The following is a 24,796-nucleotide window of genomic DNA, read 5'->3' on the forward strand; positions in this document are numbered from 1 at the left end:
CCCAGGTTTGCAGCCCGCGTGGGCTGCTCACTAAACGAACTAGTTAGCAGAATTCTATGGCGTGTCTGTTGTTTCCCGGGAGGTCCCTGGGACAACGATTGCAGAACAACTGGGCGCCGGAGGTGCCCGCCATGTCCGGTGCGCCGGGAGAGGGGTGTTCCGCCGGGGCGCCGGGGGCCACGTCACTGTGGCGGTGTGTCCAGTGTGGGCGGTGGCCCTGGACGCTAGGATCGGGAATCGTTCTCCCGCTTCTTCGGATCGGTGGTGTCCCGCTCGGGGAGAGGTTCATCACTACCGTTTGTTTCGACGAGATTACCACGGGTGGTGGATTTAGTTTCGTCTGTGTCGGCTTTGTGGGTGTCGGTGGCGTCATCTGGCGAGTCCACAGCCGCCGGTTCACGACCGGGCAGGTACAACGCCGGCGTGTCGGCGCCCTTGCGTTTCTTACCAAGGTAGATGAGGACGGCGATGGCGCCGATCAGGACCAGGATGCTGGTCCACACGTTGAGTCGCTGGGTGACACCGAAGAGGGTGATCAGTTCGGCGTCGTCAATGCGGAGTGCCTCGATCCAGACGCGGCCGGCCGTGTAGTAGGCGGCGTAAGCCCAGAACATCATTCCGCCGCGCAGCCCGAACCGCTTGTCGAGGAGGAGCAGCAGCGCGACGCCGGCGAGGTTCCACAGCATTTCGTACAGGAAGGTCGGGTGGAACAGGGTGTCCACGGGGACGCCGTCGGGGAAGTTCGCGTTCTCCGGGTCGATTTCCAGGCCCCAGGGCAGGGTGGTGGGAGCGCCGAAAAGCTCCTGGTTGAACCAGTTGCCGAGCCGGCCCACCGCCTGCGCGAGGAGGATGCCCGGGGCGGCGGCGTCGGCGAAGGCGCTTAATCGCACACCCGACCTGCGGCAGCCGATCCAGGCGCCAACGGCGCCCACGGCAATGGCGCCCCAGATGCCCAGGCCGCCCTCCCAGATCCGCGGGATCCGCGACAGGTCACCGTCCGGACCGAAGTAGGCGTCGGGTGAGGAGAACACGTGGTAAAGCCGCCCGCCGAGGATGCCGAACGGGATGGCCCAGATGGCGACGTCCCAGATGACGTCCGGGTTGCCGCCGTAGCGCTTCCACCGGGACACGGTCAGCAGGAGCGCCAGGATGATCCCGGCGAGGATGCACAGGGCGTACGTGTAGAGAGTGAGCGGTCCGAGGCTAAAAGACGCCCACTCCGCCGGTGGGCTCGGGATACTGGCGGGAAGCGTCCCGATGGTGCTCACGATTCGCATGGGTTAGCTCTTTCCCGTTCCGCTGCTCAGATCCTTCGTCAGTTCGGCGACGGCCGTGACACCACCGTCGCGCAGGGCCGACACCAGCGCGGTGCCCACGATCACACCGTCCGCGTACGCGGCGATTTCCCGGACCTGGTCCGCGGTGGAGACGCCGAGGCCCACACAGGCGCGGTCAGCGCCGGCACCGTGGGCGGCGTCGACGACGTCACGGGCGGCCGAACTGACCGCCGTCCGGGCCCCGGTGACGCCCATGATGGAGACGGCGTAGACAAACCCGCGGCTCGCCGCGACGGTCCGTTCCATCCGTTCGCCGCTCGTGGACGGGGCGACGAGGAATACCCGGTCCAGACCGAACTCCTCGGAGGCGGCCATCCATTCACCGGCTTCGTCGGGAATGAGGTCGGGGGTGATGAGTCCCGCTCCCCCGGCCTCGTGCAGCCGGCGGGCGAACTCGCGGACACCAAGCTGCATGACCGGGTTCCAGTAGGTCATTACCAGCACGGCCGCGTCGGTGCGCTCAGTGATGCCCTTGACGATGTCGAAGACCTTCTCGACGGTGAAGCCGTTCCGCAGGGCCTGCACCGTCGCTTCCTGGATCACTGTCCCGTCCATCACCGGATCCGAGTACGGGATACCGATCTCGATCAGGTCCATCCCATTTTCGGCCAGGGCAACCCCCGCGTCGATGGTCGTCTGGACGTCGGGGAACCCGGCAGGCAGGTACCCGATCAGCGCGGCACGGCCGGCGTCGCGTGCCCGGTCGATCGCGACGGCCGACTTGCTGGTGGTCTGGATGCTCACAGTTGTTCCCCGTCTTTTCCGATTTCGGACTCGGCACTGTTATCGGGCAGCAGATCGAAGAACTCCGCGGCGGTCGCCACGTCCTTGTCGCCACGGCCTGAGAGGTTGATCAGGATGACCTTCTCCGACGGGTCGCCACCCTCGGCTGCGAGGCGTTGCCCCACCTTGATGGCGCCTGCCAGTGCATGGGCGGTTTCGATGGCGGGGATGATTCCCTCGCTGCGGCACAGGAGCTTGAACGCATCCATTGCTTCAGCATCGGTGATCGGCTCGTAGCTGACCCGGCCGATGTCGGCCAGATAGGCGTGCTCCGGCCCGACGCCGGGGTAGTCGAGTCCGGCGGAAATGGAGTGGGATTCGATCGTCTGGCCGTCGTCGTCCTGCATCAGGTACGAGCGGGCGCCGTGGAGCACACCGGGCCGACCCAGGCTGATGGTCGCGGCGTGGCGTCCGGTTTCAACGCCTTCACCGCCTGCCTCGAAGCCGTAGAGGGCCACCTCGGGGTCGTCAAGGAACCCGTGGAACATACCGATCGCGTTGGACCCGCCTCCGATGCAGGCGCAGACGGCATCAGGCAGGCGGCCAGTCTCCGCGAGCACCTGCTCGCGGGCCTCCTCGCCGATGACCTCATGGAAGTACCTGACCATTGAGGGGAACGGGTGCGCACCGGCAGCCGTGCCGAGGAGGTAGTGGGTGGTGTCCACGTTGGCCACCCAGTCGCGCAGGGCGTCGTTGATGGCGTCCTTGAGGGTCTGCGACCCGTTGGTGACCGGGACAACGGTGGCGCCGAGCAGTTCCATCCGGGCCACGTTCAGGGCCTGACGGCGGGTGTCTTCGGCACCCATGTAGACGACGCACTCCAGGCCCATCAGGGCCGCCGCAGTGGCGCTGGCCACCCCGTGCTGCCCGGCGCCGGTCTCGGCGATGACCCGGGTCTTACCCATCCGCTTGGCGAGGAGCGCCTGGCCCAGCACGTTGTTGATCTTGTGGGACCCGGTGTGGTTGAGGTCCTCCCGTTTCAGGAAGATCCGCACGCCGCCGGCGTACTCCGAGAACCGCTTGGCCTCGGTCAGCAGCGACGGGCGCCCGGCGTAGGTGCGGTTCAGCTCGGCCACCTGCGCGGTGAACTCGGGGTCCGCCTTGGCCTTCTCGAAGGTGTCGGTGAGCTCGTCGAGGGCAGCGATCAGCGATTCGGGCATCCAGCGGCCGCCATACTCACCGAAGTAGGGGCCGGGCGCGTGGCGGAGGCTCCCCGTGGGATTGAGGAAGGCTTCTGCGGTACCTTCGGTGACCTCGGTGGGTCCGTTGGCTGCCTGGGTCGAATCGGTCATGAGCTTGCCTATCCTGTCGTGGTGGTGTGCTGCGTACCGGTAGCTAGGCGGTTGGCTGGTCCTGGAGTGCCAGTCGCGCGCTGCGGCCGGCGTCGAGGAACGCGGCGATCGTGTCCTGCGGGTTGTCGTGCCTGACCAGCGCCTCGCCGACCAGAATGGCGTCGGCTCCATCGGAGGCGAACCGCCCGACGTCGGCAACGTCCCGCACGCCTGACTCGGCGATGATGAGCGTTCCCGTCGGGATACCGGCGGCGAGTGGTGCGAACACCGACCGGTCAATGTCGAGGGTCTTGAGATTCCGCACGTTGATGCCGATGATTTTGGCACCAGCGGAGACGGCCCGTTCCACCTCGTCGGCGGTGTGGGTTTCCACCAGTGCGTTCATGCCCAACTGGTGGGTCAGTGCGAGGAAGCCGCGGAGTTCGTCGTCGGTGAGGGCTGCAACGATCAGGAGGATCAGGTCGGCACCGTGGGCGCGCGCCTCCCAGATCTGGTATTCGTCGACGGTGAAGTCCTTGCGCAGCAGCGGCAGGTCAACGGCGGCGCGAACCGCATCGAGGTCGGCCAGTGACCCGCCGAAGCGTCGCTGCTCGGTGAGGACGCTGACGACGGCGGCGCCTCCCGTCTCATACCGCTCCGCCAGTGCCGCGGGGTCGTCGATGTCGGCCAGCGCCCCCTTGGAGGGACTGCGGCGTTTCACTTCGGCGATCAGGGTGATGCCGGTGCCGGTGCCGTCGCCGAGCAGGGCGGCGTAGGCGTCGCGGGGCGCCACAGCCGACATGGCGTCGTCGCGCAGTTGCTCCAGCGGGAGCGCCGCAACCCGGGGTGCCAGGTCCTCACGGACTCCAGCGATGATGTCGTCGAGAACGCTCACCTAGTCGTCTTTGCCCTTCAGCTTTGAACCGCCGACGCCGTAACCGGCGCGCTTCATGACGAAGCCCGCTCCAAGACCCACCACCATGACGGCAATGCCGATCCAGAACAGGACGGTCCCGGCGCCGAGGTTGCCCTCAGTGCTGGCGAAGACGAAGGCGAAGGAAGACACCGCTCCGCCGAACAGCATGATCAGGACGCAGGTCCACGCGGCGGGGCTGTTGCCGTGGCCGATGGTCTCATCGTGCATCGATGCGTGGTTTTCCCGTGAATTTTCCGGGTGCTCTACGGAGGCGGTCCGGGTCGTTGCGTTAGCTGTGGCGTCTTTGGCCATGGTGACTCTCCTTGAAACTCGTCTGATGAACATTCTGCCATTAGTTAGGGGCGGCCGTGGTCTGCCGGGCTGGCTCAGGTGGTCGGATCTTTCCCCTTGGTGAGCTGGTCCCAGCTGTCGATCTCGTCCGAGTGGGCGGTGGATTTGCGCGCGGACGGGTTCTCGTCGGCGACCTTCTCGTACCGTTTGGACCGGTTCCACCCGCGACTGGCGAGGAGCATCCAGACCGCCGTTACGGTCAGCAGGACCCCCGCGGCGGCGGCCAGCCAGGGAAACACCGTGAGCGCCAGGGTGGCGCCGCTACCGGTGCTGACGCCAATCGCCTCGCCGATCGCCGGGGCGGCAGCCCCGGTGGGGTCGGCCACCACCAGCAGGCTGTTCCAGACAATGCCCACACCGGCGATGAGGAGGATGGCTACCACCAGGATCCGTGCAATCCGCCCGGCGATGGAGACGGCCAGGGCGGCGGCCAGGGACACCAGCGCGAACGCAGTGACGGCGGTGGCAGCATCGCTGCCGGGGATTTCCAGGTTGGGCGTCTGGACGGCGTCCTGCGGCAGGGTCACCGTCAGCCAGGTCTGGGTGGTGCTCGCGAACGCCAGCAGGGAGAACAGTACCGTGGCCAGAATCACAGTCCCTTTCCGCTGCCAGGCGCTCGGCGCCCCAGGGGTCGTGGAGGGCTCGGAGGAGCGCCCTGGACCGTCGGTGGTTCCCGGGTCGGTGCTCATGGGACCTCTACTTCCTGCAGCGCGTCGGACGCGGTGATGGTTCTGAGGCTGGACGCGATCAGTGCCGCGCGCAGCGGCGCGGCCGCCTTGTTGACGGTTTCCTGTGCCTCGTCCTCGAGGACTGAGTCAGCGACGATCCCGCCACCGGCCTGCACATAGGCCCGGCCGTCGCGGAGCAGCGCTGAGCGGATGGCGATCGCCAGATCCATGTCGCCGGCGAAATCGAGGTAGCCGACCACCCCGCCGTAGATTCCGCGGCGGTGGGGTTCCACCTCGTCGATGAGGCGCAGCGCGCGGGGCTTGGGAGCCCCGGATAGGGTCCCTGCGGGGAAGGTAGCGGCGAGCACGTCATACGCCGTCTTGGTGGGGGCCAGTGAGCCGACCACGGTCGACACGAGGTGCATGATGTGGCTGAACCGTTCCACTTCCATGAACTGGGTGACATCCACCGATCCGGGGACGCAGACCTTGGAAATGTCGTTGCGTGCCAGGTCCACCAGCATCAGGTGTTCGGCGCGCTCCTTCTCATCCGCCAGCAGTTCGTCGGCGAGGGCCCGATCCTGGTCCAGGGTGTGCCCGCGGGGGCGGGAGCCGGCAATGGGATGAGTGATGACGTCCTTGCCGGTGACCGTGACGAGCGCCTCCGGGGAAGAACCGACAATCGAGTACTCCCGCCCGTCGGCGTCGGCCAGGCTGAACAGGTACATGTAGGGGCTGGGGTTGGTGTTCCGGAGGACCCGGTAGACGTCCAGGGGGGACGCGGCGCAGTCAAGTTCGAACCGCCGGGAGATGACCACCTGGAACACGTCGCCGTCCACGATGGCACGCTTTCCACGTTCAATGGCGGCCAGGTATTTGGGCTTGTCCCAGCGTTCGTCGACGCGGGAGAGCAGTTCGGCGGTGTCCACCGAGCCGTCCCGGAGCACGGAGACGGGCTGTTCGGCAGCCTCCCCCAACTTGGTCAGCATGACGCGGATCCGCTGGACGGCGTCGTGCCAGGCCTCGTCCACCCGGTCGCTGGAGCCGTCAAAGTTGATGGCGTTGGCGACGAGGGTGAGGGTCCCCTCGGAGTTGTCGTGCACCGCCATGTCGGTGACCAGACACATGGCCAGTTCGGGCAGCAGCAGATCGTCCTCAGGCGGGCTCGTGAGCCGTTCCCAGTGGCGGACCGATTCCCAGCCGATGAAGCCCACCAGTCCCGAGGTAAACGGGGGCAGGTCATCAAACCGGGGGGTGCGCAGCGCCTCGATGGTCTGGCGGAGTGCCTCGACCGGGCTGCCGGTGGTCGGGACACCGGCGGGCGGCTCCCCCAGCCAGTGCGCTTCGCCGTCGAGACTGGTCAGGGTGGCGCGTGAGTTGGCACCGATGAACGAGTACCTGGACCACACGCCGCCGACCGCCGCCGATTCCATCAGGAAGGTGCCGGGCTGTCCGTCGGCGAGCTTTCGGTAGATGGCGATCGGGGTGTGGGCATCCGCAAGCACTTTCAGGTGCACAGGCACCACCCGACGGTCCCTGGCGAGTTCGCGGAACTCTTCAAGGCTGGGGCTGATGACTCCAAGTTCCTGCATAACGATGTGTGCTCTTTCAGCTGGCTGTGGGAAAAGTCACTGGGCGCGGTATCGGAGGCCGCTAGTGGGAACTATCCGGACCGGTGACCACGTCAAGGTCCCTGCCGTCGAAGCAGGTCCGGGTTCCGGTGTGGCAGGCAGCCCCCACCTGGTCGACCCGGATGAGGAGGGCGTCGCCGTCGCAGTCGATGGCCGCCGACTTGACCCATTGCACGTGGCCCGAGGTGTCTCCCTTTCGCCAATAGGCGTTCCTAGAACGGGAGAAGAAGGTGACCCGACCGGTGGTGAGGGTGCGGCGGACAGCTTCGTCATCCATCCAGCCGAGCATCAGGACTTCCCCCGAATCGTGCTGCTGGATCACCGCTGCGACGAGTCCGGCGGGATCGCGTTTGAGGGCCCCAGCGATCTGCGGATCGAGGGTTGGCCCGGCGGACGAATCGGGCGCTGGCGGGGTATCGGTCTGTGATGGCATCACCTTCGATTCTATCGCGCCACCGAACGGACCATTCACGGCTTCTTCGGCGGTGCGGCGCGGCGGTTCCCGTGCCAAGAACCACCGAATCTGCTAGTTTCAGCAGTGATGCAATATGTAGAACCTTCCCGTGAAGTCCTGGCCGAGACGCTTCTCGCAGCAGGGCCCCACTCGCCGACGCTGTGCCATGGCTGGCAGGCCAAAGAGTTGGCCGCCCACCTGTACCTGCGGGAACACCGGCCGGCCGTTGCCCTTGCCATGGTCATCAAGCCCCTGGCCGCCGTGTCCGACAAGTCGGTCCGCAAACTCGCCGCCCAGGCCGAAACTGTCGAGGGTTTCAAGAAGCTGGTCGGCTATTTCCTCGCCGGGCATCCCTTCTACTCCCCGATGAAGCGCTCCAAAGCGCTTGATGCCAGCGCCAACCTGATCGAATACTTTGTGCACACCGAGGATGTGCGGCGGGCGCGTAGCCGGTGGGCCCCCCGGGCACTGGACGAGGATTACTCGAACGCGCTGTGGGACGAACTGATCAAACGCGCGGCGATCCTCTACCGCGGGGTGGACCTGGGAATTGTACTGGTGCGCTCCGATGGGCTGCGCCACGTCGCGAAGCGTGCGCCCGTCTCGGTAGCCATCAAGGGCGATCCCGGTGAGCTTCTCATGCACGCCCATGGCCGTACCCGCCACGCCCTCGTCACGTTCGAGGGCCAGCCCGACGCGGTGGCGCTGCTGGACAGCGCCGAAATCGGCCTGTAGCCAGCCGCTTCACGAGGCGCGCTTCACCCGAACGGAACCCGCCGTCACCGGAAGTTTTGTGCAGGTGCGGCGAGTCCGAAGGCTCGTGAGTCCTCGCCGGTCGCGCCCAGCCCAGCCCAGTCCCCGTCAGCGGACGGGGAATCCCGCGTCGCTGATGGCCTTCTTGACCTGGGCAATGGCGTCCAGCGGCCCGAAGTGGAACACCGACGCTGCCAGCACCGCGTCGGCACCGGCCTGCACCGCGGGCGGGAAGTGCTCTGGCAAACCAGCCCCACCGGAGGCGATCAGCGGCACGGTGACGGCGGCGCGCACCGCACGGATCATTTCCAGGTCGAACCCGGCCTTGGTACCGTCGGCGTCGATCGAGTTGAGCAGGATTTCTCCCACCCCACGGTCGGCCGCCTCGCGGGCCCACTGCACGGCGTCGATCCCCGTGCCCTGCCGGCCGCCGTGCGTGGTCACCTCGTAGCCCGACGGTGTACCGCCGCCCGGCACCCGGCGCGCATCCAGGGACAGCACCAGCACCTGCGACCCGAAGTGGCTGGTGATCTCATCGATCACGTCGGGCCGGCTGACGGCCGCCGTGTTGATTGATGCCTTGTCCGCGCCGAAGCGCAGCAGCTTGTCGACGTCGGCGATCCCGCGGACTCCCCCGCCGACGGTCAGTGGGATGAAGACCTCCTCAGCGGTGCGCGCGACGACGTCGAACGTGGTGTCCCGGTTACCCGAGGACGCGGTCACATCAAGGAAGGTCAGTTCGTCGGCGCCCGCCCGGTCGTACCGGTGCGCGAGTTCAACCGGGTCACCGGCGTCCCGCAGATCGGCGAAGTTGATGCCCTTGACGACGCGACCGGCATCGACGTCGAGGCACGGGATGACGCGAATGGCTAGTCCCATGGCTGACTCCCTAGACCCTGCAGGCGTGGATGGTGCTGACGAGGATGGCTCGGGCGCCGAGCTCGTACAGCTCGTCCATGATCCGGTTGGTCTGGCTGCGCAGCACCATCGAGCGGACGGCGACCCAGTCGGAGTCGCGGAGCGGTGAGACCGTCGGGGATTCCAGGCCGGGAGTCAGAGCGGCTGCGTCGTCAACGAGGTCCTTACGGATGTCGTAATCCATCAGCACGTACTGGCGTGCGACGAGGACACCCTGCAGTCGACGGATCAGCACATCGAGTCCGGCCGGGGTGTCGCCGCTGCGGCCGATCAGGACCGCCTCGCTGCGCAGGATCGGGTCGCCGAAGATTTCCATCCCGGCGGCCTTGAGCGTGTTGCCGGTCTCGACGACGTCTGCAATCGCATCGGCGACGCCGAGGCGCACCGAGGACTCCACCGCACCATCGAGGCGCACCACCGTGGCGTCCACCCCGTGGTCGGCGAGGAAGCGGCGCAGCAGCCCGTCATAGCTGGTGGCCAGCCGCTTACCTTCTAGCTGGGCGACGGTGCTGAAGTGCCCTACTGGGCCGGCGAACCGGAAGGTCGAGGCGCCGAACCCGAGGGTCAGCCGCTCCTCGGCGTCGACGTCGGCGTCCAGGAACAGGTCACGGCCGGTGATCCCGACGTCAAGTGTTCCTGCGCCCACGTACACGGCGATGTCGCGGGGGCGGAGGAAGAAGAATTCGACCCCGTTGTCGGGGTCTTCGAGGACCAGCTCGCGGGTGTCGCGGCGCTGGCGGTAGCCAGCCTCGGCGAGCATGGCGGAGGCCGATTCGGACAGGGCGCCCTTGTTGGGGACTGCTACACGAAGCATAGGGGTTCTTTCGCTGAAGGTTCGAAGGGAGGTCTGCTGCTGGGGCACCTGGATCCTGGCGGAATGGTGCCTAGAGATGCTTGTACACGTCGTCCAGCGTCAGACCTTTGGCGATCATCAGGACCTGCAGGTGGTAGAGCAGCTGGGAGATTTCCTCGGCCGCAGCCTCGTCGGATTCGTACTCGGCGGCCATCCACACCTCGGCGGCTTCCTCGACCACTTTCTTGCCGATGCCGTGGACGCCCGAGTCGAGTTCGGCGATGGTCCGCGACCCGTCCGGGCGGTCGATGGCTTTGGCGCTGAGTTCAGCGAAGAGGGATTCGAAGCTTTTCACACTGCCAACGTTACTGGGTTGGCGGCACTGAGCCTCATTCGGTGAGTTCGGTGTGACAAAGCTCTACCCCTGCCAACCGACCAGGACGGCGGCGGTGGTCAACGCGGCGGCCACCGACTCGTAGCCTTTGTCCTCGCTGGACCCGGGCAGGCCCGCGCGGTCCAGGCCCTGCTGTTCCGTGTCGCAGGTCAGGACGCCGAACCCTACCGGGGTGCCGGTCCGCACACTGACGTCGGTCAGGCCAGAGGTGGCCGCCTGGCACACGTAGTCAAAGTGCGGTGTGCCGCCGCGGATGACGACCCCGAGGGCAACCACCGCGTCGAAGTGCGGTGCCAACCGGGCAGCAGCCACGGGCAGTTCGAAGCTGCCCGGAACCCGGACCACGGTGGGCTCAACCCCGGCGTCCTTCGCGGCGCGGAGAGCGCCGTCGAGCAGTCCGTCCATGATCTTGGTGTGCCAGCTGGCTGCGATGACGGCGAGCCGCAGATGGCTCACTCCGGCAAGGTGGCTGAGGTTCAGGGTGGGTGCGCCGTGGCCGCTCATGGTGTGTCTCTTTCCTGCAGGGAGTGTCGGTAGTGCGTGATCGGTGATTAAAGATCTGTTTCCAGTGGCAGATCAGCTTTGCTGGAGCCTGTGGTCCTCGAGGAGGGGCAGACGGTGGTTCAACCGGTCGCGTTTCGTCTGGAGGTACCGCTGGTTCTCGGCCCGCGCCGGCACCTCGGAGGGCACCATTGCGGTCACCTCGATGCCGTGAACCCGGAGATTGTCCCGCTTCTCCGGGTTGTTGCTGAGGAGCCGGATGGACTGCAACCCCAGCTGGTGCAGGATCGCTGCGGCCGCCTGGTAGTCCCGCGAGTCCACGGGTAGGCCGAGCTGCTCGTTGGCTTCGACGGTATCCGCGCCGGTGTCCTGTAACGCGTAGGCGCGGATCTTGTTGGCGAGGCCGATCCCCCTGCCCTCCTGTCCGCGCAGGTACAGCACGGTGCCGCCCTGGTCGGCGACAAGCTGCAGTGCCTGTTCCAGCTGCTCGCCGCAGTCGCAGCGGAAGGAGGAAAAGACGTCGCCGGTCAGGCACTCGGAGTGCAGCCGGACCAGGGGCGCGGGACCGCCCGAGTGCCCGTTCCCGTTCTCTTGCCCCCTCCCGGCCGCGGAGAGGCTCAGATGTTCCACCCCTGTCACCTCGTCCGTCCAGGCCTGGGTGGTGAACCGTCCGAAAGCGGTCGGGAGGGTCACCACCGGCCCTCCGGTCACGTTCGAAGCGCTCACGGTGGAAGCGGTCACGTCGGAAGTAGTCATCGCGAGTCCTTCTCTGCAGCGGGTGCGGACGCCGTGTAGCCGAGCAGGTCCTTGATGGAGATCAGCGGCAGACCGTGCGCGTCGGCGAAGTCGCGGAGCGCGGGCAACCGCATCATGTGACCCTCATCGTGGACCACTTCGGCGATGACCGCCGCGGGTTCCAGACCGGCAAGGGCGCACAGCTGCAGGCCCGCCTCGGTGTGCCCGGGGCGTTCACTCACCCCGCCGGGGGCCCCGCGCAACGGGAACAGGTGCCCCGGCCGGGTGAGGTCGGCCGCCGTCGTCGTCGGATCGGCGAGCAGGCGCGCAGTGCGGGCCCGGTCGGCGGCGCTGATGCCGGTGGAGACGCCCACCGCCGCGTCGCAGGACACCGTGTACGCCGTTCCCTTGGCGTCCTCGTTGACGGCGGTCATCGGCGGCAGCAGCAACCGGTCAGCGACCTCCCCGGAGATGGGGACGCACAGTACTCCCGAGGTGTAGCGGACGGTCCACCCGACCAACTGTTCGGTGGCCCATTGGGCAGCGAAGATGATGTCACCTTCGTTTTCGCGGCGCTCGTCATCGACGACGACGACGGCCCGGCCAGCGGCCATCGCCGCCACCGCTGCGGGGACAGCGTCGAGCCGGACGGGCTGGGTTGCCGGTTCGGTGTGGTGGGTGGTCATGACTGGGGCTCGACAATCGCTGGTGGAACCGTGGGCTTGCTGACCGCCGGCTTCTGGATGGGCAATGACTGGGTGTTCGGTGACTGCCAGGCGGGCAGCATGAAACTCATGAGCCGCTCCGCGTATTTGGCCAGCACGTCCATTTCCAGGTTCACCGAGTCACCTGCCCGCTTCACACCGAGGTTGGTTTCCTGCAGGGTGGTGGGGATCAGGCCCACCTCGAACCAGGGGTCCGGGGCGGCGGCAGCGCTGACGGCGCTGACGGTGAGGGAGACGCCGTCGACGGTGATGGATCCCTTCTCGGCGGCGTACCGGGCCAGCCGGGTCGGCAGGCCGAACCGCAGCCGGTGCCAGGCGCCTTGGTTTTCGCGCTCCAGCAGGGTACCGATGCCGTCGACATGGCCCTGGACCACGTGTCCGTCCAGTCGCCCGGTTGCCGGGACGCACCGTTCCAGGTTCACGGCGCTGCCGGGAGCGAGTAACCCGGTGGTGGTCCGGAGCAGGGTCTCCCCCATCACGTCCACCATGATCCTGCCCTCGTCGACGCTGGTCGCCGTGAGACAGACGCCGTTGACGGCGATCGACCCGCCGAAGCCCAGGTCCTGTCCGGTGGTGGGCGCGTCGAAGACGAGGACGGCGCTGGTCTGGTCTGCCGCGACCTCGAGTGAGACAACACTGCCCTTTTCAGCGACTATTCCTGTGAACATGTGCTGGGTCCTTTGCTGCTGGTGATCGTTCGGTGAGAAGACTGGGTGGAAGCCGGGTCGGTGCGCCCGTCAGCGGCCACGACCGGGCTGAGGTGGAGGCGGACGTCGCTGCCGCACTGGCTGAGTGCCGCACCACCGCGCGGGTCCAGCACCCATCTGCTGGCGTCCTGCAGGGAGCCGATCCCGAGCGAGTGGATGGCCGGGGTGCCGGCGCCGAGAAGCAGTGGTGCCTGGTAGATGAACAGTTCGTCCACCAACCCGGCGGCGAGGAAGGCGGAGGCGATGGTGGGACCGCCCTCGATCATGAGGTGGCCGACGCCGTCGTCGTAGAGGTGTTTCACCGCTTCCAACGGATCGCGGGTGGCGAGGTGGACAAAGTTTCCGGTGCGGATGGCGGCGTCGTCGGGGACGGCACGCAGACCCATCGCCACGCGCAGGGGCTGCCGGACGGCAGTGGAGCCGTCGGCGTGCCGGGCAGACAGCCGGGGGTCATCGGCAAGCACAGTGCCGGTACCAACGAGCACAGCATCGGCACGGCGCCGGATCGAGTGCCCGTCGCTGCGCGACTCGGGACCGGTAATCCACTGGCTCGCGCCGTCAGCGGCTGCGACACGGCCGTCGAGGGTCTGGGCGGTCTTGAGCGTGATGAAGGGCCGGCGTGAACTGGTGGCAGCCCGCCACCGGTGGTTCAGGAGCTGTGCCTCAGCTGCGAGCAGCCCGCCCACGGTGTCGACGCCGTGGGTGCGAAGCCAGCCCGCGCCGCCTGCTGCCGGGCCGTGGTCGTCGTGGGCGGAGAAGACCACACGGGTAATTCCAGCGGCCACGATGGCCTCGGTGCAGGGTCCGGTACGGCCCGCGTGGCTGCAGGGCTCGAGGGTGCAGACGAGGGTGCATCCAGAGAGGTCCGCACGCTGCGTCCGGGCGTCGGCAAGGGCGGCAATTTCGGCGTGGGGCGTGCCGGCACCCTGGTGGTAGCCCGCTCCGATGACCCGCTGTTGTTCGTCGAGGATGACGGCCCCCACCAGGGGGTTGGCGCCGCGTACCCCGCGGCCCGCGAGGTCGAGGGCGCGCAACATGGCGGTCGTCTCAGCGTCTGGCACCGCTGCCGGATCGGTGTGCGTCACGGCGGTCACCTCAGCGTGGGATCAGGTAGCAGGATATCGACACGGGGTTTGCTCTCCCGGGCGCGCATCCAGACGAAAAAGCCGATCAGGGTGAAGATTCCGTAGAACAGGTACATGAAGGCGGTGGCGTAGTAGCCGGCGCTGAAGAGCAGGGGCACCCCGACGACGTCGACGGCGACCCAGATAAGCCAGAACTCGACCCACCCCTTGGCCATGCCGATGGTGGCGAGCAGTGATCCTACGAAGGTCCAGGCATCGGCCCACACCGGTTCGTAGGAGCCAAGCAGCCGGAAGAGGGGTGTGATCGCAACGGTGCCGAGAATCATGCCGGCGACCAGACCGATCCGTGCCCGGGTGGGAGCCCACCGCGGTGTGATCGCGTGGCCGTCGGGCTGGGTGCTGGCCCGCCACTGACGCCACCCGTACACGGCGACGGCAATGAACATGATCTGGCGGCCGGCCTGCCCCAGGAGGTTGGCGGCGTCGGCCCCGCCGAAGAAGGAGCCGAGGAAGACGGTGAGGAGCAGCAGGTTTCCGACGATGCCGACCGGCCAGGCCCACAGTTTCCGTCGCATCCCGCCGAGTGCGCTGAGCAGCCCGAAGACGTTGCCGATCACCTCGCGAAGCAATAGCGCGCTGCCGGCAACAGGGATCTGAGCGTCGAATAGCCACCTCAGAAAATCCATGTCGTCCCCTTGTCTCGAGCGGTGCGCTCCGGGGTACGACAGGAACGGCCGGTGCCGGTGACGGCGCGCGAAGGCGCCAGCAAACCAGCACAGCCAAGGCTGCACATGCTTCTCCCATCCAGACTTTAACTGTCGGTGCCGGAATTTCACCGGCTCAACCGGCCACGCCAGCGCGGTAGCACTGGCAGCGGACGGGTCGCGGACTATCACCGCCGGTTCGGAATTACACCGACCCCGGAGCACGTTTGTGTGTATCAGTATTTCATAACCGGATTGGACGTGTGTCCATTCCCGTCACAATCCACCCCGTAACGCCTCACGCCGATACGTCGATAGACACGCCCGAGGTTCTGAGGGGAGCAGCCCCTTAGGTGAACGGGGAAGGGCTAGTTCTTCTTCTCCGGTTTGAAGTCCACTCCGGCTTCCTTGCGCTGCTGCGCGGTGATCGGGGCAGGGGCGGCGGTCAGCGGATCGAACCCGCCACCGGACTTCGGGAAGGCGATGACGTCTCGGATGGACTCGGTACCGGCCATCAGTGCGACGACCCGGTCCCAGCCGAACGCGATGCCGCCGTGAGGGGGCGCGCCGTACTTGAAGCCTTCGAGCAGGAAGCCAAACTTCTCCTGTGCGTCTTCCTGGCTGATACCCATCACCGAAAAGACCCGTTCCTGCACGTCACGCTGGTGGATACGGATCGAGCCGCCACCGATTTCGTTGCCGTTGCAGACAATGTCGTACGCGTAGGCCAGAGCGGTCTCGGGATCCTTGTCGAAGGTGTCCAGGTATTCGGGTTTTGGCGAGGTGAAGGCGTGGTGCACTGCTGTCCAGGCTCCCCCACCGACGGCGACGTCGCCCGCTGCGACAGCTGCCGATGCCGGTTCGAACATGGGTGCGTCGACCACCCAGACGAAGGCCCAGGCGTTCGGGTCGATCAGGCCGGTGCGGTGGCCGATCTCAACGCGTGCCGCGCCGAGCAGAGCGCGGGACGGGGTCTTTTCCCCGGCCGCGAAGAAGATGCAGTCGCCTGGGTTAGCGCCGACCGCGGAGGGCAGGCCCTCGCGCTCGACGTCGGTGAGGTTTTTCGCGACGGGACCGCGAAGGCTGCCGTCGTCGTCGACCAGGACGTACGCGAGGCCCTTGGCACCGCGCTGCTTGGCCCATTCCTGCCAGGCGTCAAGCTGACGGCGGGGCTGGGAAGCCCCACCGGGCATGACGACGGCGCCGACGTAGGGTGCCTTGAAGACACCGAACTCGGTGTCCTTGAAGAACTCGGTCAGCTCGGTCAGCTCAAGCCCGAAACGCAGGTCGGGCTTGTCGGAGCCGAACCGGGCCATCGCGTCGGCGTAGGTCATCCGCTGGATCGGGGTGGGGATTTCGACGTCGATCAGCTGCCAGAGTGCCTTGACCAGGTTCTCGCCCAGGGCCAGGACGTCGTCCTGCTCCACGAAGCTGGCTTCAATGTCGAGCTGGGTGAACTCTGGCTGGCGGTCCGCGCGGAAGTCCTCATCGCGGTAGCAGCGGGCAATCTGGTAATACTTTTCGAAGCCGCCCACCTGGAGCAGCTGCTTGAACAACTGCGGGGACTGCGGCAGTGCGTACCAGGACCCGGGTGACAGGCGGGCGGGGACGACGAAGTCGCGGGCGCCCTCAGGCGTGGAACGGGTGAGGGTGGGGGTCTCGATTTCGACGTACCCGTCCTGGTGCAGCAGTTCGCGGGCCACCCGGTTCGCCTCGGAGCGCAGGCGGAGGTTGGCGTTCGGCGCGGGCCGGCGCAGGTCGAGGTAGCGGTGCTTCAGGCGGGCTTCCTCGCCTACCTCCACGTGCTCGTCGATCTGGAAGGGCAGCGGGTCGGAGGTGTTCAGGATCGTGACCGTCTCGGCGATCACTTCGATGCCGCCGGTCGCCAGGGCCGGGTTCTCGTTACCCTCGGGGCGCTTCTCGACGGTGCCGGTGATCTGCAGGACGTACTCGTTGCGCAGTCCGTGGAACACTTCCTCTTCCCGGACCACCACCTGGGCGAACCCCGAGGCGTCGCGCAGGTCAAGGAATGCGACCCCGCCGTGATCTCGGCGGCGGGCTACCCAGCCTGCCAGGGTGACGGTGTGTCCAATGTGCTCGGTCCGCAGTGAACCGAGGTCATGTGTGCGCAGCACAGCATTCCTTCCGGGTGGGGGCATGGGGCATCATTCGCTACCCGCATATGAAAAGATCGTCTCGTCCGAGTTTACCGGTGATACCGGGACCCACCCGCCACGGCAGGGGAACCACATGGCCATGAGTAATCCGCCAGGGCTTCGGCGGCAGTTGGGCGGCTTCGACGCCACCACCGTGGGGATCGGGTCGATGATCGGTGCCGGCGTGTTTGTGGTGTTCGCGCCCGCGGCCGCGTCGGCGGGCAACTGGCTGCCCGTGGCTGTCGCGATCGCCGGTCTCGTCGCCTACTGCAATGCGGCCGCGTCGGCACAGCTGGCCGCGGTCCACCCACACAGCGGCGGCACCTACGTCTATGGGCGCCGCCAGCTCGGCCCGTGGCCCGGATTTGTGGCGGGCTGGAGCTTCGTGACCGGCAAGATCGCTTCCTGCGCGGCGATGGCCCTGACGTTTGGGCTCTACGCGGCGCCCGGGTTCGAAACGGCTGCGGCCGTCGCGGCGGTGGTGGGCCTGACCGTGGTGAACCTGCTGGGGGTCACCCGCACGGCCCTGATGACGCGGATCATCGTGTCCCTGGTGGTCCCGGTGCTGGCGTTCGTGGTGGTCGCAGCTTTCGCCGCACCAGCGCCCTCCGACGCCGTGGCGCTGCCCACCACCTGGCTCGGCGTCCTCCAGGCCGCCGGGCTGCTGTTCTTCGCCTTCGCCGGGTACGCACGGATCGCCACCATGGGTGAGGAGGTCCGCGACCCGCGCCGCAACATCCCGGCGGCGATCTTCGGGTCCCTCGGGTTCACCCTGGTGTTGTACCTGCTGTTGTCCGTCGCACTGCTGGGGGCGCTGGGCCCGACGACGCTCGCTACCTCCCCTGCACCCCTCCGGGAGGTGTTCGCTGCCTCCACCTCGGGCATCCCGGCGACGGCGGTCACGGTGGCAGCTGCCCTCGCCAGCCTGGGCGCCCTGCTGGCCCTGATCGCCGGTGTCGGCAGGACCACCCTGGCCATGGCTCGGGAAGGCGACCTCCCCCGCGCGCTGGCCGGGATCTGGGAGCGCTTCGGCGTCCCGTATGCCGCCGACGTGGCGACCGCCGTCGTCGTCATCGTCCTGCTCCTGACCACCGATGTGCTGACGGTGGTCGGCTTCTCGAGCTTCGGGGTACTGATCTATTACGCGATCGCGAACCTCTCGGCGTTCACCCTCACTGAGCGGCCGTGGCATTCCCCACGGGCGCTGAACGTGGTGGGCTTTTGCGGGTGCGTGCTGTTGGCGCTCACCCTGCCCGTGACGTCGGTCGTCACGATGGTGACCGTGCTGGCGGCGGGGGTGCTGGGCCGCGCTGTCGTCGTCGGGGTGCGACGACGGCGAGCCTAGCGTGCCGGGGTGGCCCTCGGACGCGCCCGCCTAGCCGTCGGCGCGGACCACGGTCGGCAGCAGGTCGTCCGCTGGCGGGGACCAGGTGTCCGGGTCGGCTGGTTCCTGCGCGCCGGTGCGGATGTCCTTGACCTCGTGGGTGCCGTCCGCGGCAGTGAACCAGACGAACGGGATCCCCCGCCGGTCAGCGAACTTGATCTGCTTGCCGAATTTTTCGGCGGAGGCCGCCACCTCGGCCGAGATGCCGCGTCCCCGCAGGGAGGCGGCGATGTCCTGCGCGGCGGACCACGAGCTGTCGTCCGTCAACGAAATCAGCACGGCGGTGGGGACCTGCCGGGAGACAGAGGTGAAGTCCTGGCTGAGAATCCGGGACACCAGCCGCGTGACGCCGATCGAGAGGCCGACGCCGGGAAACGTCCTGTTGCCCTTGCTGGCCAGGCTGTCGTAGCGGCCGCCTGAGCAGATGGATCCCAAGGATTCGTGCCCGTTAAGGACGGTTTCATAGACGGTTCCGGTGTAGTAGTCCAGACCGCGGGCGATGCTGAGGTCGGCGACCACCCGGCCCGGTGCCCGCCGGGACGCCTCGGCGATGACCTGCTCCAGCTCGCTCAGGCCCTCCTCGAGCAGCGGGTGCGTAACGCCCAGCGCGCGCACCTGTTCGACGAAGGAGACATCGGCGGTCCTGATCGAGGCGAGACGAAGCGCGAGAACCGCCTGGTCGGCGGTGGCGCCGAGTTCGGTCTGCAGCAGTGCGGTGACCTTCTCCGCGCCGATCTTCTCCAGCTTGTCGATGCTGCGCAGCACACCGGCGGTGTCGTCGAGGCCGATGCCCCGGTAGAAACCTTCGGCCAGCTTCCGGTTGTTCACGCGCACGGTGAAGTCGGGAATCGGCAGCGCCGAAAGGGCGTCAACCACCACCAGGGCGAGCTCGACGTCGTACCGGAACGGGAGGACGCCGTCGCCGACGACGTCGATGTCGGCCTGGGTGAATTCACGGAACCGCCCGTCCTGGGGCCGCTCGCCCCGCCAGCACTTCTGGATCTGGTAGCGGCGGAACGGGAACGCCAGGTGGCCCGAGTTCTCCACCACGTAGCGCGCGAAGGGCACGGTCAGGTCGTAGTGCAGGGCGAGGCCGTCATCGGCGTTCGAGGCGCGGCCGCCGTCGTCGTCGGCCTGGAGCCGGGAGACGGCGTACACCTCCTTGTCGATCTCCCCCTTGCGGAGCAGATGGGACACGGTCTCAACGGCGCGGGTTTCAATGTTGGAGAAACCGTGCAGCTCAAAGGCCTTCCGCAGCGTGTCCAGCACATGGAGTTCGACCAGGCGCTCCTCCGGCAGCCATTCGGGAAAACCGGACAGTGAGGCCTTACGTGCCATGCGGCTGAGCTCCTTGCGGTACATCGCTTTCGGGTGACTGGTGCGGCACTCACTTTAGGGGTTGCGGCGAGGCCACGCGAAACGCCGCAGTCCCATCGGAGCGGATATCCGGCCCGGCAACCGTCAGATTCCGCTGTCAGACCCTTATGCGTAAAGTAACCTCTGGGGCTGCACCGCTCCGCAGGAGATGAGCTCGCCGGAGGAAAGACAGGGAACGGTCCGCCGGCAGGTGCTGTGACGATAGACTCAGTAGCCCTGAACTAATTGCCACCAGGTAGCAGGCAAACCAACGAGCGAAAGACTTCTAGCGGTGACACACAGTCAGCAATCCGACGAAACACCCCGTACCGACGAAACGTCAGGCGACGAGGAAACAACTACAGCTCCTGAGCAGGCGGCCCCCGAGGCTGCTGCGCCCGAGGAAGTAGCGGCTGAGGAAGCAGCGCCCGAGGCAGCGGCTGCCGAGACCCCAACCGCGGAAGCACCCTCACCCGAGGCAGCGCCCACAGCAGCGCCGGCCCCCACCGCGGCTCCCCGGCCGGTTCCCCACCCCAGTGCCACACCAAGCCCCGCTGCGATGGCACAGCGCTCGGGGGCGAAGCCCGGCGGGAAACCAGGTGCAGCAGTCACCGCTCCCCCGTCGCACAGCACTCCACTGAGCGAGGCCGCCAAGTTTGCCCGCGTCGAGGACGACGGCCACGTGTTCCTGATCGTCAACGGCGAGGAGCACGCCGTCGGCCAGTACCCTGATGCTTCGAAGGACGAGGCTCTCGCCTACTTCGTCCGCAAGTACGACGACGTCGCCAGCCAGATCGCATTGCTCGAGCAGCGGGTCCATGCCAAGGCCCCGTCGTCCGACATGCAGAAGACCGCCGGTCACCTGCGGGAGCAGGTAGCCGAGAAGAAAATTGTCGGCGACGTGCTGGCCCTCGAAGCGCGTCTGGATGCGCTGACCGGCCTGATTACCGGGCTGGAAGCCGCCGAGAAGGCCGAGCAGGACGCGGTGAAGGCCGCCGAACTGGCCGCTCGCGAGGCGATCGTCGCGGAGGCTGAGGAAATCGCCGGCCGCGATCCGTCCACCGTGCAGTGGAAAGCCAGCAGCACCCGGATGAACGAGCTGTTCGAAACCTGGAAGGCCGCGCAGAAGAACGGTATCCGGTTGGGCCGCGGCACCGAGGACGGCCTCTGGAAGCGGTTCCGCGCGGCGCGCACCATCTTCGACCGCCACCGCCGCGCCTACTTCTCCCAGCTGGACACCGACAACGCCTCGGCCAAGCAGGCCAAGGAGTCACTCATCCAGCAGGCGGAGGCGCTGTCCACCTCCACCGACTGGGGACACACAGCCGGCGAGTACCGCAGGCTCATGGACGAGTGGAAGGCCTCCAAGCGGGCCAGCCGCAAGGACGATGACGCCCTCTGGGCACGGTTCCGTGCCGCCCAGGACAAATTTTTTACCGCCCGGAAGGCAACCAACGAGGCGATTGACGAAGAATACGGCGCGAACCTTGTGGTCAAGGAGGCGCTCCTCGTTGAGGCACGCCAGCTGTTGCCGATCAAGAATCTCGGAGCAGCCAAAAAGTCCCTGCAGTCGATCCGGGACCGTTGGGAAGAAGCCGGCAAGGTGCCGCGGGCAGACATGGGCCGGATCGAAGCCGGCATCCGGGAAGTCGAGGACGCGGTGAAGGCCGCCGACGACGCCCACTGGGAGCGGACCAACCCTGAGACCCAGGCCCGCACCAACAGTGCCCTGAGCCAGCTTGAGTCGACCATCGCAGCACTTCAGGAGGATCTGGACGCGGCGGAAAAGGCGGGCGACTCGAAGCGTATCGCCGCAGCCAGGGAGGCACTCGGTGCCCGGGAGCAGTGGATGGAGATGCTGCGCAAGTCGGCGCAGGACTTCTCCTAGACAATCCCCACGAGAGCCCCGACCCCTGAGTTATCCACATCCGGGGGCCGGGGCTTTCGCATTGCCGGGCCGTTCGGAATGCTTGGGTCCATGGCCATCGCCCAGCTAGCCACCGCACCCGCACCAGAGACCGGAGTGCCCGTGAACTCGACCGGTGGGGTGCTCTTCCGCGCCGACGACATCTTCAGTAGCGAGGAATTGCAGGCCATGCGCATTGACGGACTGGTGCACCGGGTGTGTGGGCAGTCCTATGCGCGCGCCGACCATCACCTCGATCCGGCGTCCCGGGCGCAGTCGGCGATGCTGTGTGTCCCCGGATCGCTCCGGTCCAAGGTTGTTCTGGCCCGCCAGAGCGCCGCCTGGGTCTACGGCTGCTCGGCCCTGCCTGCAACGGTCATCCTGGTGACAGACCACCGGCGCCGGACCACCGCGCTGCCGCCCTTCAGCGACGCCCTCATGCACCAGGTGGCGCTGGGGCCCTGCGATGTGCACCTGATCGGCGGGGTCGGAGTGACCGCCCCGCTCCGCACCGCCCTGGATGTCGCAGTCCATGGGCACGACGCCTGGACGGCCCCCACGCTGGTCCGGCTCGCCACCCTGCCGGGACTCAACTGCGACCTGCGGCTGGTGGTGACGGCTCTCGAAGCGGCGCGCCGCGTCCCCGGAAAGAACCGGGCATTGGCCCGGCTGCAGGCAGCGTTACATCTAGTCGAAGCTGCGCGCCCGGTTTAGCGGCGGCGTTGTTTAGCGGCGGCCCGGTTTAGAGGCGGCGTTGCGCCCCGGTGGTCCGGTACACGTCAAACACGCCGTCTATCCGTCGGACAGCGTTGAGGATGTGGGTCAGGTACTTCGGGTCGCCCATTTCGAAGGCAAACCGCGACAGCGCTACCCGGTCCGTCGACGTGTTGACGCTCGCCGCGAGAATGTTCACATGGTTCTCCGAGAGGACGCGGGTGACGTCGGACAGGAGGCTCTTCCGGTCCAGTGCCTCAACCTGGATCTCCACCAGGAACACGCTGGACTGGGTGGGGGCCCACTCGACCTCGACGATGCGGTCCGGCTGATCACGAAGCTCCTCGACGTTCCGGCAGTCGTTCCGGTGAACAGATACCCCCGAGCCGCGGGTGACGAAGCCGATGATCGGGTCCGGCGGGACGGGAGTGCAGCAGCGGGCAATCTTCACCCAGACGTCACCGACGCCGCGCACTGTTACCCCGGAGTCGGAGAACTTGGGTCGCCGGGGGCTGCTGGCGACCACTGTCTCCGCAATGCTCTCCTCGGCACCTTCATTGCCTCCCATCAGGGCAACGAGGCGCTCGATCACATTCTGGGCCGAGGAATGGCCGTCACCGACGGCGGCGTACAGGGCAGCGATGTCAGCGTGCCGTAGCTCCTGGGCAACAGCCATCAGCGCATCGTGGGTCATCATCCGCTGCAGCGGAAGGTTCTGCTTCCGCATGGCGCGCGTCAGCAGCTCCTTGCCCTTCTCGATGGCTTCCTCGCGGCGCTCCTTGGTGAACCACTGCCTGATCTTGTTGCGTGCCCGGGGGCTCTTGACGAATCCCTGCCAGTCCTGGCTGGGCCCAGCCCCCTCGGCCTTGGAGGTGAAAATTTCCACCATATCGCCGTGGTTGAGCTCGCTGTTGAGCGGAATAAGTTTGCCGTTGACCCGCGCGCCAATGGTCCGGTGGCCCACCTCCGTGTGCACCGCGTACGCGAAATCGACCGGTGTGGACCCGGCGGGCAACGCCATCACCTCACCCTTCGGCGTGAAGACGAATACCTCGCCAGCGTTGATCTCGAACCGCAGCGAATCAAGGAACTCGTCCGGATCGGACGTCTCCTGCTGCCAGTCAACGAGGCTGCGCAGCCACCCCATGTCGCTATTGTCGGGCCCGTCTGCCCCCTTCGCCCCGCCACCCTTGTACTTCCAGTGGGCGGCGACGCCGTACTCAGCGCGACGGTGCATATCGTGGGTGCGGATCTGGATCTCCACCGGGCGCCCGGCCGGACCAATCACCGTGGTGTGCAGTGACTGGTACATGTTGAACTTGGGCATCGCAATATAGTCTTTGAACCGTCCGGGCAGCGGATTCCAGCGGGCGTGCAGCTGGCCCAGGGTGGCGTAACAATCCCTGACGCTGTCCACGAGGACCCGGATACCCATCAGGTCATGGATGTCGTCGAAGTCCTTGCCGCGGACAATCATCTTTTGGTAGATCGAGTAGTAGTGCTTGGGCCGACCGGTGATCGTGGCCTTGATCTTGACCGACTTCAGGTCCTCACCAATCTGGTTGCGCACCACGGCCAGGTGCTTTTCCCGCTCGGGGGTGCGGTCGCCGACCATCCTGACGATTTCTTCGTAGACCTTCGGGTGCAGTGCCGCGAAGGACAGGTCCTCAAGCTCCCATTTGATGGTGTTCATGCCCAGCCGGTGCGCCAGGGGCGCGAAGATCTCGAGTGTTTCGCGGGCCTTCCGGGCCGAGGACTCCGGTGAAACGAAACGCCAGGTCCGGGCATTGTGGAGCCGGTCGGCGAGCTTGATCACCAGTACCCGGATGTCCTTGGCCATCGCGACGACCATCTTGCGGACCGTTTCCGCCTGGGCTGCGTCGCCGAACGACACTTTATCGAGCTTGGTGACCCCGTCCACGAGCATCGCCACTTCGGCGCCGAAGTCCCGTTTGATGTCGTCCAGGGTGCACGCCGTGTCTTCGACCGTGTCGTGCAGCAGGGCGGCGGCGAGGGTGGTACCGGTCATGCCCAACTCGGCCAGGATGGTGGCGACGGCAACCGGGTGGGTGATGTAGGGGTCGCCGCTCTTACGCTTCTGCCCCTCGTGGCTGTGTTCGGCGACGAGGTAGGCACGCTGGATCAGGTCCAGGTCTTCCTTAGGGTTGTTCGCCCTGACCGTGCGCAGCAGGGGTTCGAGCACCGGGGAGTACCCGCTGGATGCCCGACCCGTCAGCCGGGCCAGCCGGGACCGGGTCTTGGCCTTCCGCTCGGGGAGCCCGCTGTGGTCGGCGCTTGTCGCCGACGGCGCCGATCCTGACGAGCCAATCGCCGCATCAGGTGTCCGGACCGGGGGCGCTGCTACAGGAGGTGCAGGCACCTGTTCAAGCTGGGCAGTCGATGGGCGCGTGGTTGAACCGGCGCGCTCCCCACTGTTATCAGTGTCGGGCCGCTCTGCTGGACCGCTGGCATCTGCCACGTACTACCCCGATTCCTCAACCGTGAAACGGCTGAAAAGAATTACACCATGCTTGTTCTTCGGCATGCACATTTA

At 67.0% G+C, this 24,796-nt stretch carries 24 protein-coding genes and 1 riboswitch; of the genes, 4 read left to right on the forward strand and 20 right to left on the reverse strand.

Going from position 1 to position 24,796, the window contains the following annotated elements:
• Positions 1 to 224: 224 nt before the first annotated feature.
• The 8 genes from lgt to hisI all read right to left on the reverse strand — a co-directional run bounded on the left by lgt (position 225) and on the right by hisI (position 7,390).
• Positions 225 to 1,277 (reverse strand): prolipoprotein diacylglyceryl transferase, encoded by a 1,053-nt coding sequence (gene lgt / locus H4V95_RS11230; RefSeq protein WP_209730566.1) that lies wholly within the window; start codon positions 1,275 to 1,277, stop codon positions 225 to 227.
• A 3-nt stretch (positions 1,278 to 1,280) separates the two neighbouring features.
• On the reverse strand, positions 1,281 to 2,081 hold the full coding sequence (gene trpA, locus H4V95_RS11235) for a tryptophan synthase subunit alpha (protein ID WP_209730569.1): 801 nt from the start codon (positions 2,079 to 2,081) through the stop codon (positions 1,281 to 1,283).
• Positions 2,078 to 3,412: a tryptophan synthase subunit beta gene (gene trpB / locus H4V95_RS11240; protein ID WP_209730572.1), complete on the reverse strand. Its 1,335-nt coding sequence runs from the start codon at positions 3,410 to 3,412 to the stop codon at positions 2,078 to 2,080. Before trpB ends, trpA begins: the two co-directional genes overlap by 4 nt.
• A gap of 43 nt (positions 3,413 to 3,455) precedes the next feature.
• Entirely contained in the window at positions 3,456 to 4,286 is an 831-nt protein-coding gene (gene trpC, locus H4V95_RS11245; RefSeq protein WP_209730576.1) for an indole-3-glycerol phosphate synthase TrpC, read from the reverse strand.
• Positions 4,287 to 4,535, reverse strand: a complete 249-nt coding sequence (locus H4V95_RS11250) for an HGxxPAAW family protein (RefSeq protein WP_312884098.1) — start codon at positions 4,533 to 4,535, stop codon at positions 4,287 to 4,289.
• Positions 4,536 to 4,693: 158 nt separating this feature from the next.
• A complete protein-coding gene (locus H4V95_RS11255) occupies positions 4,694 to 5,347 on the reverse strand; it encodes a Trp biosynthesis-associated membrane protein (RefSeq protein WP_209730579.1) in 654 nt (217 codons plus the stop codon).
• Positions 5,344 to 6,918 carry an anthranilate synthase component I gene (locus H4V95_RS11260; RefSeq protein WP_209730581.1) on the reverse strand — a complete coding sequence of 525 codons (1,575 nt, stop codon included), beginning with the start codon at positions 6,916 to 6,918 and terminating at the stop codon, positions 5,344 to 5,346. Before H4V95_RS11260 ends, H4V95_RS11255 begins: the two co-directional genes overlap by 4 nt.
• Positions 6,919 to 6,979: 61 nt before the next feature.
• Complete coding sequence (gene hisI, locus H4V95_RS11265; RefSeq protein ID WP_209730583.1) at positions 6,980 to 7,390, reverse strand: phosphoribosyl-AMP cyclohydrolase; 411 nt, start codon at positions 7,388 to 7,390, stop codon at positions 6,980 to 6,982.
• A 108-nt stretch (positions 7,391 to 7,498) separates the two neighbouring features.
• On the opposite strand from hisI, the gene H4V95_RS11270 reads away from it, so the two are divergent.
• Positions 7,499 to 8,146 carry a TIGR03085 family metal-binding protein gene (locus H4V95_RS11270; RefSeq protein WP_209730585.1) on the forward strand — a complete coding sequence of 216 codons (648 nt, stop codon included), beginning with the start codon at positions 7,499 to 7,501 and terminating at the stop codon, positions 8,144 to 8,146.
• Positions 8,147 to 8,272: 126 nt separating this feature from the next.
• On the opposite strand, the gene hisF is transcribed toward H4V95_RS11270, so the two are convergent.
• From hisF to aspS, 10 genes are all read right to left on the reverse strand, one after another.
• Positions 8,273 to 9,043, reverse strand: coding sequence for an imidazole glycerol phosphate synthase subunit HisF (gene hisF, locus H4V95_RS11275; RefSeq protein WP_209730588.1), 771 nt, complete (start codon positions 9,041 to 9,043; stop codon positions 8,273 to 8,275).
• Positions 9,044 to 9,053: 10 nt separating this feature from the next.
• Positions 9,054 to 9,896: an ATP phosphoribosyltransferase gene (gene hisG, locus H4V95_RS11280; protein WP_196867419.1), complete on the reverse strand. Its 843-nt coding sequence runs from the start codon at positions 9,894 to 9,896 to the stop codon at positions 9,054 to 9,056.
• A 70-nt stretch (positions 9,897 to 9,966) separates the two neighbouring features.
• Positions 9,967 to 10,230, reverse strand: a complete 264-nt coding sequence (locus tag H4V95_RS11285) for a phosphoribosyl-ATP diphosphatase (RefSeq protein ID WP_196867420.1) — start codon at positions 10,228 to 10,230, stop codon at positions 9,967 to 9,969.
• Positions 10,231 to 10,293: 63 nt separating this feature from the next.
• On the reverse strand, positions 10,294 to 10,773 hold the full coding sequence (gene ribH / locus H4V95_RS11290; protein WP_209730590.1) for a 6,7-dimethyl-8-ribityllumazine synthase: 480 nt from the start codon (positions 10,771 to 10,773) through the stop codon (positions 10,294 to 10,296).
• Positions 10,774 to 10,845: 72 nt separating this feature from the next.
• Complete coding sequence (locus H4V95_RS11295) at positions 10,846 to 11,526, reverse strand: GTP cyclohydrolase II (RefSeq protein ID WP_209730592.1); 681 nt, start codon at positions 11,524 to 11,526, stop codon at positions 10,846 to 10,848.
• The gene (gene ribB / locus H4V95_RS11300; RefSeq protein WP_196867423.1) at positions 11,523 to 12,191 is read right to left on the reverse strand and encodes a 3,4-dihydroxy-2-butanone-4-phosphate synthase; all 669 of its coding nucleotides are present in this window, start codon (positions 12,189 to 12,191) and stop codon (positions 11,523 to 11,525) included. Before ribB ends, H4V95_RS11295 begins: the two co-directional genes overlap by 4 nt.
• On the reverse strand, positions 12,188 to 12,898 hold the full coding sequence (locus H4V95_RS11305; protein WP_209730594.1) for a riboflavin synthase: 711 nt from the start codon (positions 12,896 to 12,898) through the stop codon (positions 12,188 to 12,190). The genes ribB and H4V95_RS11305 overlap by 4 nt, the downstream gene beginning before the upstream one ends.
• Positions 12,883 to 14,022, reverse strand: a complete 1,140-nt coding sequence (ribD, locus tag H4V95_RS11310) for a bifunctional diaminohydroxyphosphoribosylaminopyrimidine deaminase/5-amino-6-(5-phosphoribosylamino)uracil reductase RibD (RefSeq protein ID WP_312884013.1) — start codon at positions 14,020 to 14,022, stop codon at positions 12,883 to 12,885. Before ribD ends, H4V95_RS11305 begins: the two co-directional genes overlap by 16 nt.
• A gap of 5 nt (positions 14,023 to 14,027) precedes the next feature.
• Positions 14,028 to 14,708, reverse strand: coding sequence for a nicotinamide riboside transporter PnuC (gene pnuC, locus H4V95_RS11315; RefSeq protein WP_196867425.1), 681 nt, complete (start codon positions 14,706 to 14,708; stop codon positions 14,028 to 14,030).
• Positions 14,709 to 14,809: 101 nt separating this feature from the next.
• Positions 14,810 to 14,955: riboswitch (FMN riboswitch) on the reverse strand.
• Positions 14,956 to 15,094: 139 nt separating this feature from the next.
• Positions 15,095 to 16,861, reverse strand: a complete 1,767-nt coding sequence (gene aspS, locus H4V95_RS11320) for an aspartate--tRNA ligase (RefSeq protein WP_209730596.1) — start codon at positions 16,859 to 16,861, stop codon at positions 15,095 to 15,097.
• A 121-nt stretch (positions 16,862 to 16,982) separates the two neighbouring features.
• Here aspS and H4V95_RS11325 point away from each other — a divergent pair, with 121 nt between their 5' ends.
• A complete protein-coding gene (locus tag H4V95_RS11325; protein ID WP_395939838.1) occupies positions 16,983 to 18,227 on the forward strand; it encodes an APC family permease in 1,245 nt (414 codons plus the stop codon).
• A gap of 30 nt (positions 18,228 to 18,257) precedes the next feature.
• Here the strand turns inward: H4V95_RS11325 and hisS are convergent, their stop codons facing one another.
• On the reverse strand, positions 18,258 to 19,604 hold the full coding sequence (gene hisS / locus H4V95_RS11330; RefSeq protein ID WP_209730600.1) for a histidine--tRNA ligase: 1,347 nt from the start codon (positions 19,602 to 19,604) through the stop codon (positions 18,258 to 18,260).
• 310 nt (positions 19,605 to 19,914) lie between these two features.
• Between hisS and H4V95_RS11335 the strand changes: the two genes are divergently transcribed.
• Both H4V95_RS11335 and H4V95_RS11340 read left to right on the forward strand, forming a co-directional pair.
• Positions 19,915 to 21,510, forward strand: coding sequence for a DUF349 domain-containing protein (locus H4V95_RS11335; RefSeq protein ID WP_209730602.1), 1,596 nt, complete (start codon positions 19,915 to 19,917; stop codon positions 21,508 to 21,510).
• A gap of 90 nt (positions 21,511 to 21,600) precedes the next feature.
• Entirely contained in the window at positions 21,601 to 22,242 is a 642-nt protein-coding gene (locus H4V95_RS11340) for a hypothetical protein (protein ID WP_209730604.1), read from the forward strand.
• A 28-nt stretch (positions 22,243 to 22,270) separates the two neighbouring features.
• Here H4V95_RS11340 and H4V95_RS11345 read toward each other — a convergent pair whose 3' ends face one another.
• Positions 22,271 to 24,571 (reverse strand): bifunctional (p)ppGpp synthetase/guanosine-3',5'-bis(diphosphate) 3'-pyrophosphohydrolase, encoded by a 2,301-nt coding sequence (locus H4V95_RS11345; RefSeq protein ID WP_312884099.1) that lies wholly within the window; start codon positions 24,569 to 24,571, stop codon positions 22,271 to 22,273.
• Positions 24,572 to 24,796: the final 225 nt, after the last annotated feature.

The sequence above is a fragment of the Arthrobacter sp. CAN_C5 genome (genome assembly GCF_017875735.1).
Lineage (GTDB): Bacteria > Actinomycetota > Actinomycetes > Actinomycetales > Micrococcaceae > Arthrobacter_D.

Bases quoted from the DNA above. Each gene is read 5' to 3' on its own strand.
- trpB (WP_209730572.1), bottom strand. From the start codon at position 3,412: ATGACCGATTCGACCCAGGCAGCCAACGGACCCACCGAGGTCACCGAA.
- hisI (WP_209730583.1), bottom strand. From the start codon at position 7,390: ATGCCATCACAGACCGATACCCCGCCAGCGCCCGATTCGTCCGCCGGG.
- H4V95_RS11255 (WP_209730579.1), bottom strand. From the start codon at position 5,347: ATGAGCACCGACCCGGGAACCACCGACGGTCCAGGGCGCTCCTCCGAG.
- H4V95_RS11340 (WP_209730604.1), top strand. From the start codon at position 21,601: ATGGCCATCGCCCAGCTAGCCACCGCACCCGCACCAGAGACCGGAGTG.
- pnuC (WP_196867425.1), bottom strand. From the start codon at position 14,708: ATGGATTTTCTGAGGTGGCTATTCGACGCTCAGATCCCTGTTGCCGGC.
- ribB (WP_196867423.1), bottom strand. From the start codon at position 12,191: ATGACCACCCACCACACCGAACCGGCAACCCAGCCCGTCCGGCTCGAC.
- lgt (WP_209730566.1), bottom strand. From the start codon at position 1,277: ATGCGAATCGTGAGCACCATCGGGACGCTTCCCGCCAGTATCCCGAGC.
- H4V95_RS11325 (WP_395939838.1), top strand. From the start codon at position 16,983: ATGAGTAATCCGCCAGGGCTTCGGCGGCAGTTGGGCGGCTTCGACGCC.
- H4V95_RS11270 (WP_209730585.1), top strand. From the start codon at position 7,499: ATGCAATATGTAGAACCTTCCCGTGAAGTCCTGGCCGAGACGCTTCTC.
- hisG (WP_196867419.1), bottom strand. From the start codon at position 9,896: ATGCTTCGTGTAGCAGTCCCCAACAAGGGCGCCCTGTCCGAATCGGCC.
- hisF (WP_209730588.1), bottom strand. From the start codon at position 9,043: ATGGGACTAGCCATTCGCGTCATCCCGTGCCTCGACGTCGATGCCGGT.
- ribH (WP_209730590.1), bottom strand. From the start codon at position 10,773: ATGAGCGGCCACGGCGCACCCACCCTGAACCTCAGCCACCTTGCCGGA.
- H4V95_RS11260 (WP_209730581.1), bottom strand. From the start codon at position 6,918: ATGCAGGAACTTGGAGTCATCAGCCCCAGCCTTGAAGAGTTCCGCGAA.
- H4V95_RS11295 (WP_209730592.1), bottom strand. From the start codon at position 11,526: ATGACTACTTCCGACGTGACCGCTTCCACCGTGAGCGCTTCGAACGTG.
- hisS (WP_209730600.1), bottom strand. From the start codon at position 19,604: ATGGCACGTAAGGCCTCACTGTCCGGTTTTCCCGAATGGCTGCCGGAG.
- H4V95_RS11250 (WP_312884098.1), bottom strand. From the start codon at position 4,535: ATGCACGATGAGACCATCGGCCACGGCAACAGCCCCGCCGCGTGGACC.
- H4V95_RS11305 (WP_209730594.1), bottom strand. From the start codon at position 12,898: ATGTTCACAGGAATAGTCGCTGAAAAGGGCAGTGTTGTCTCACTCGAG.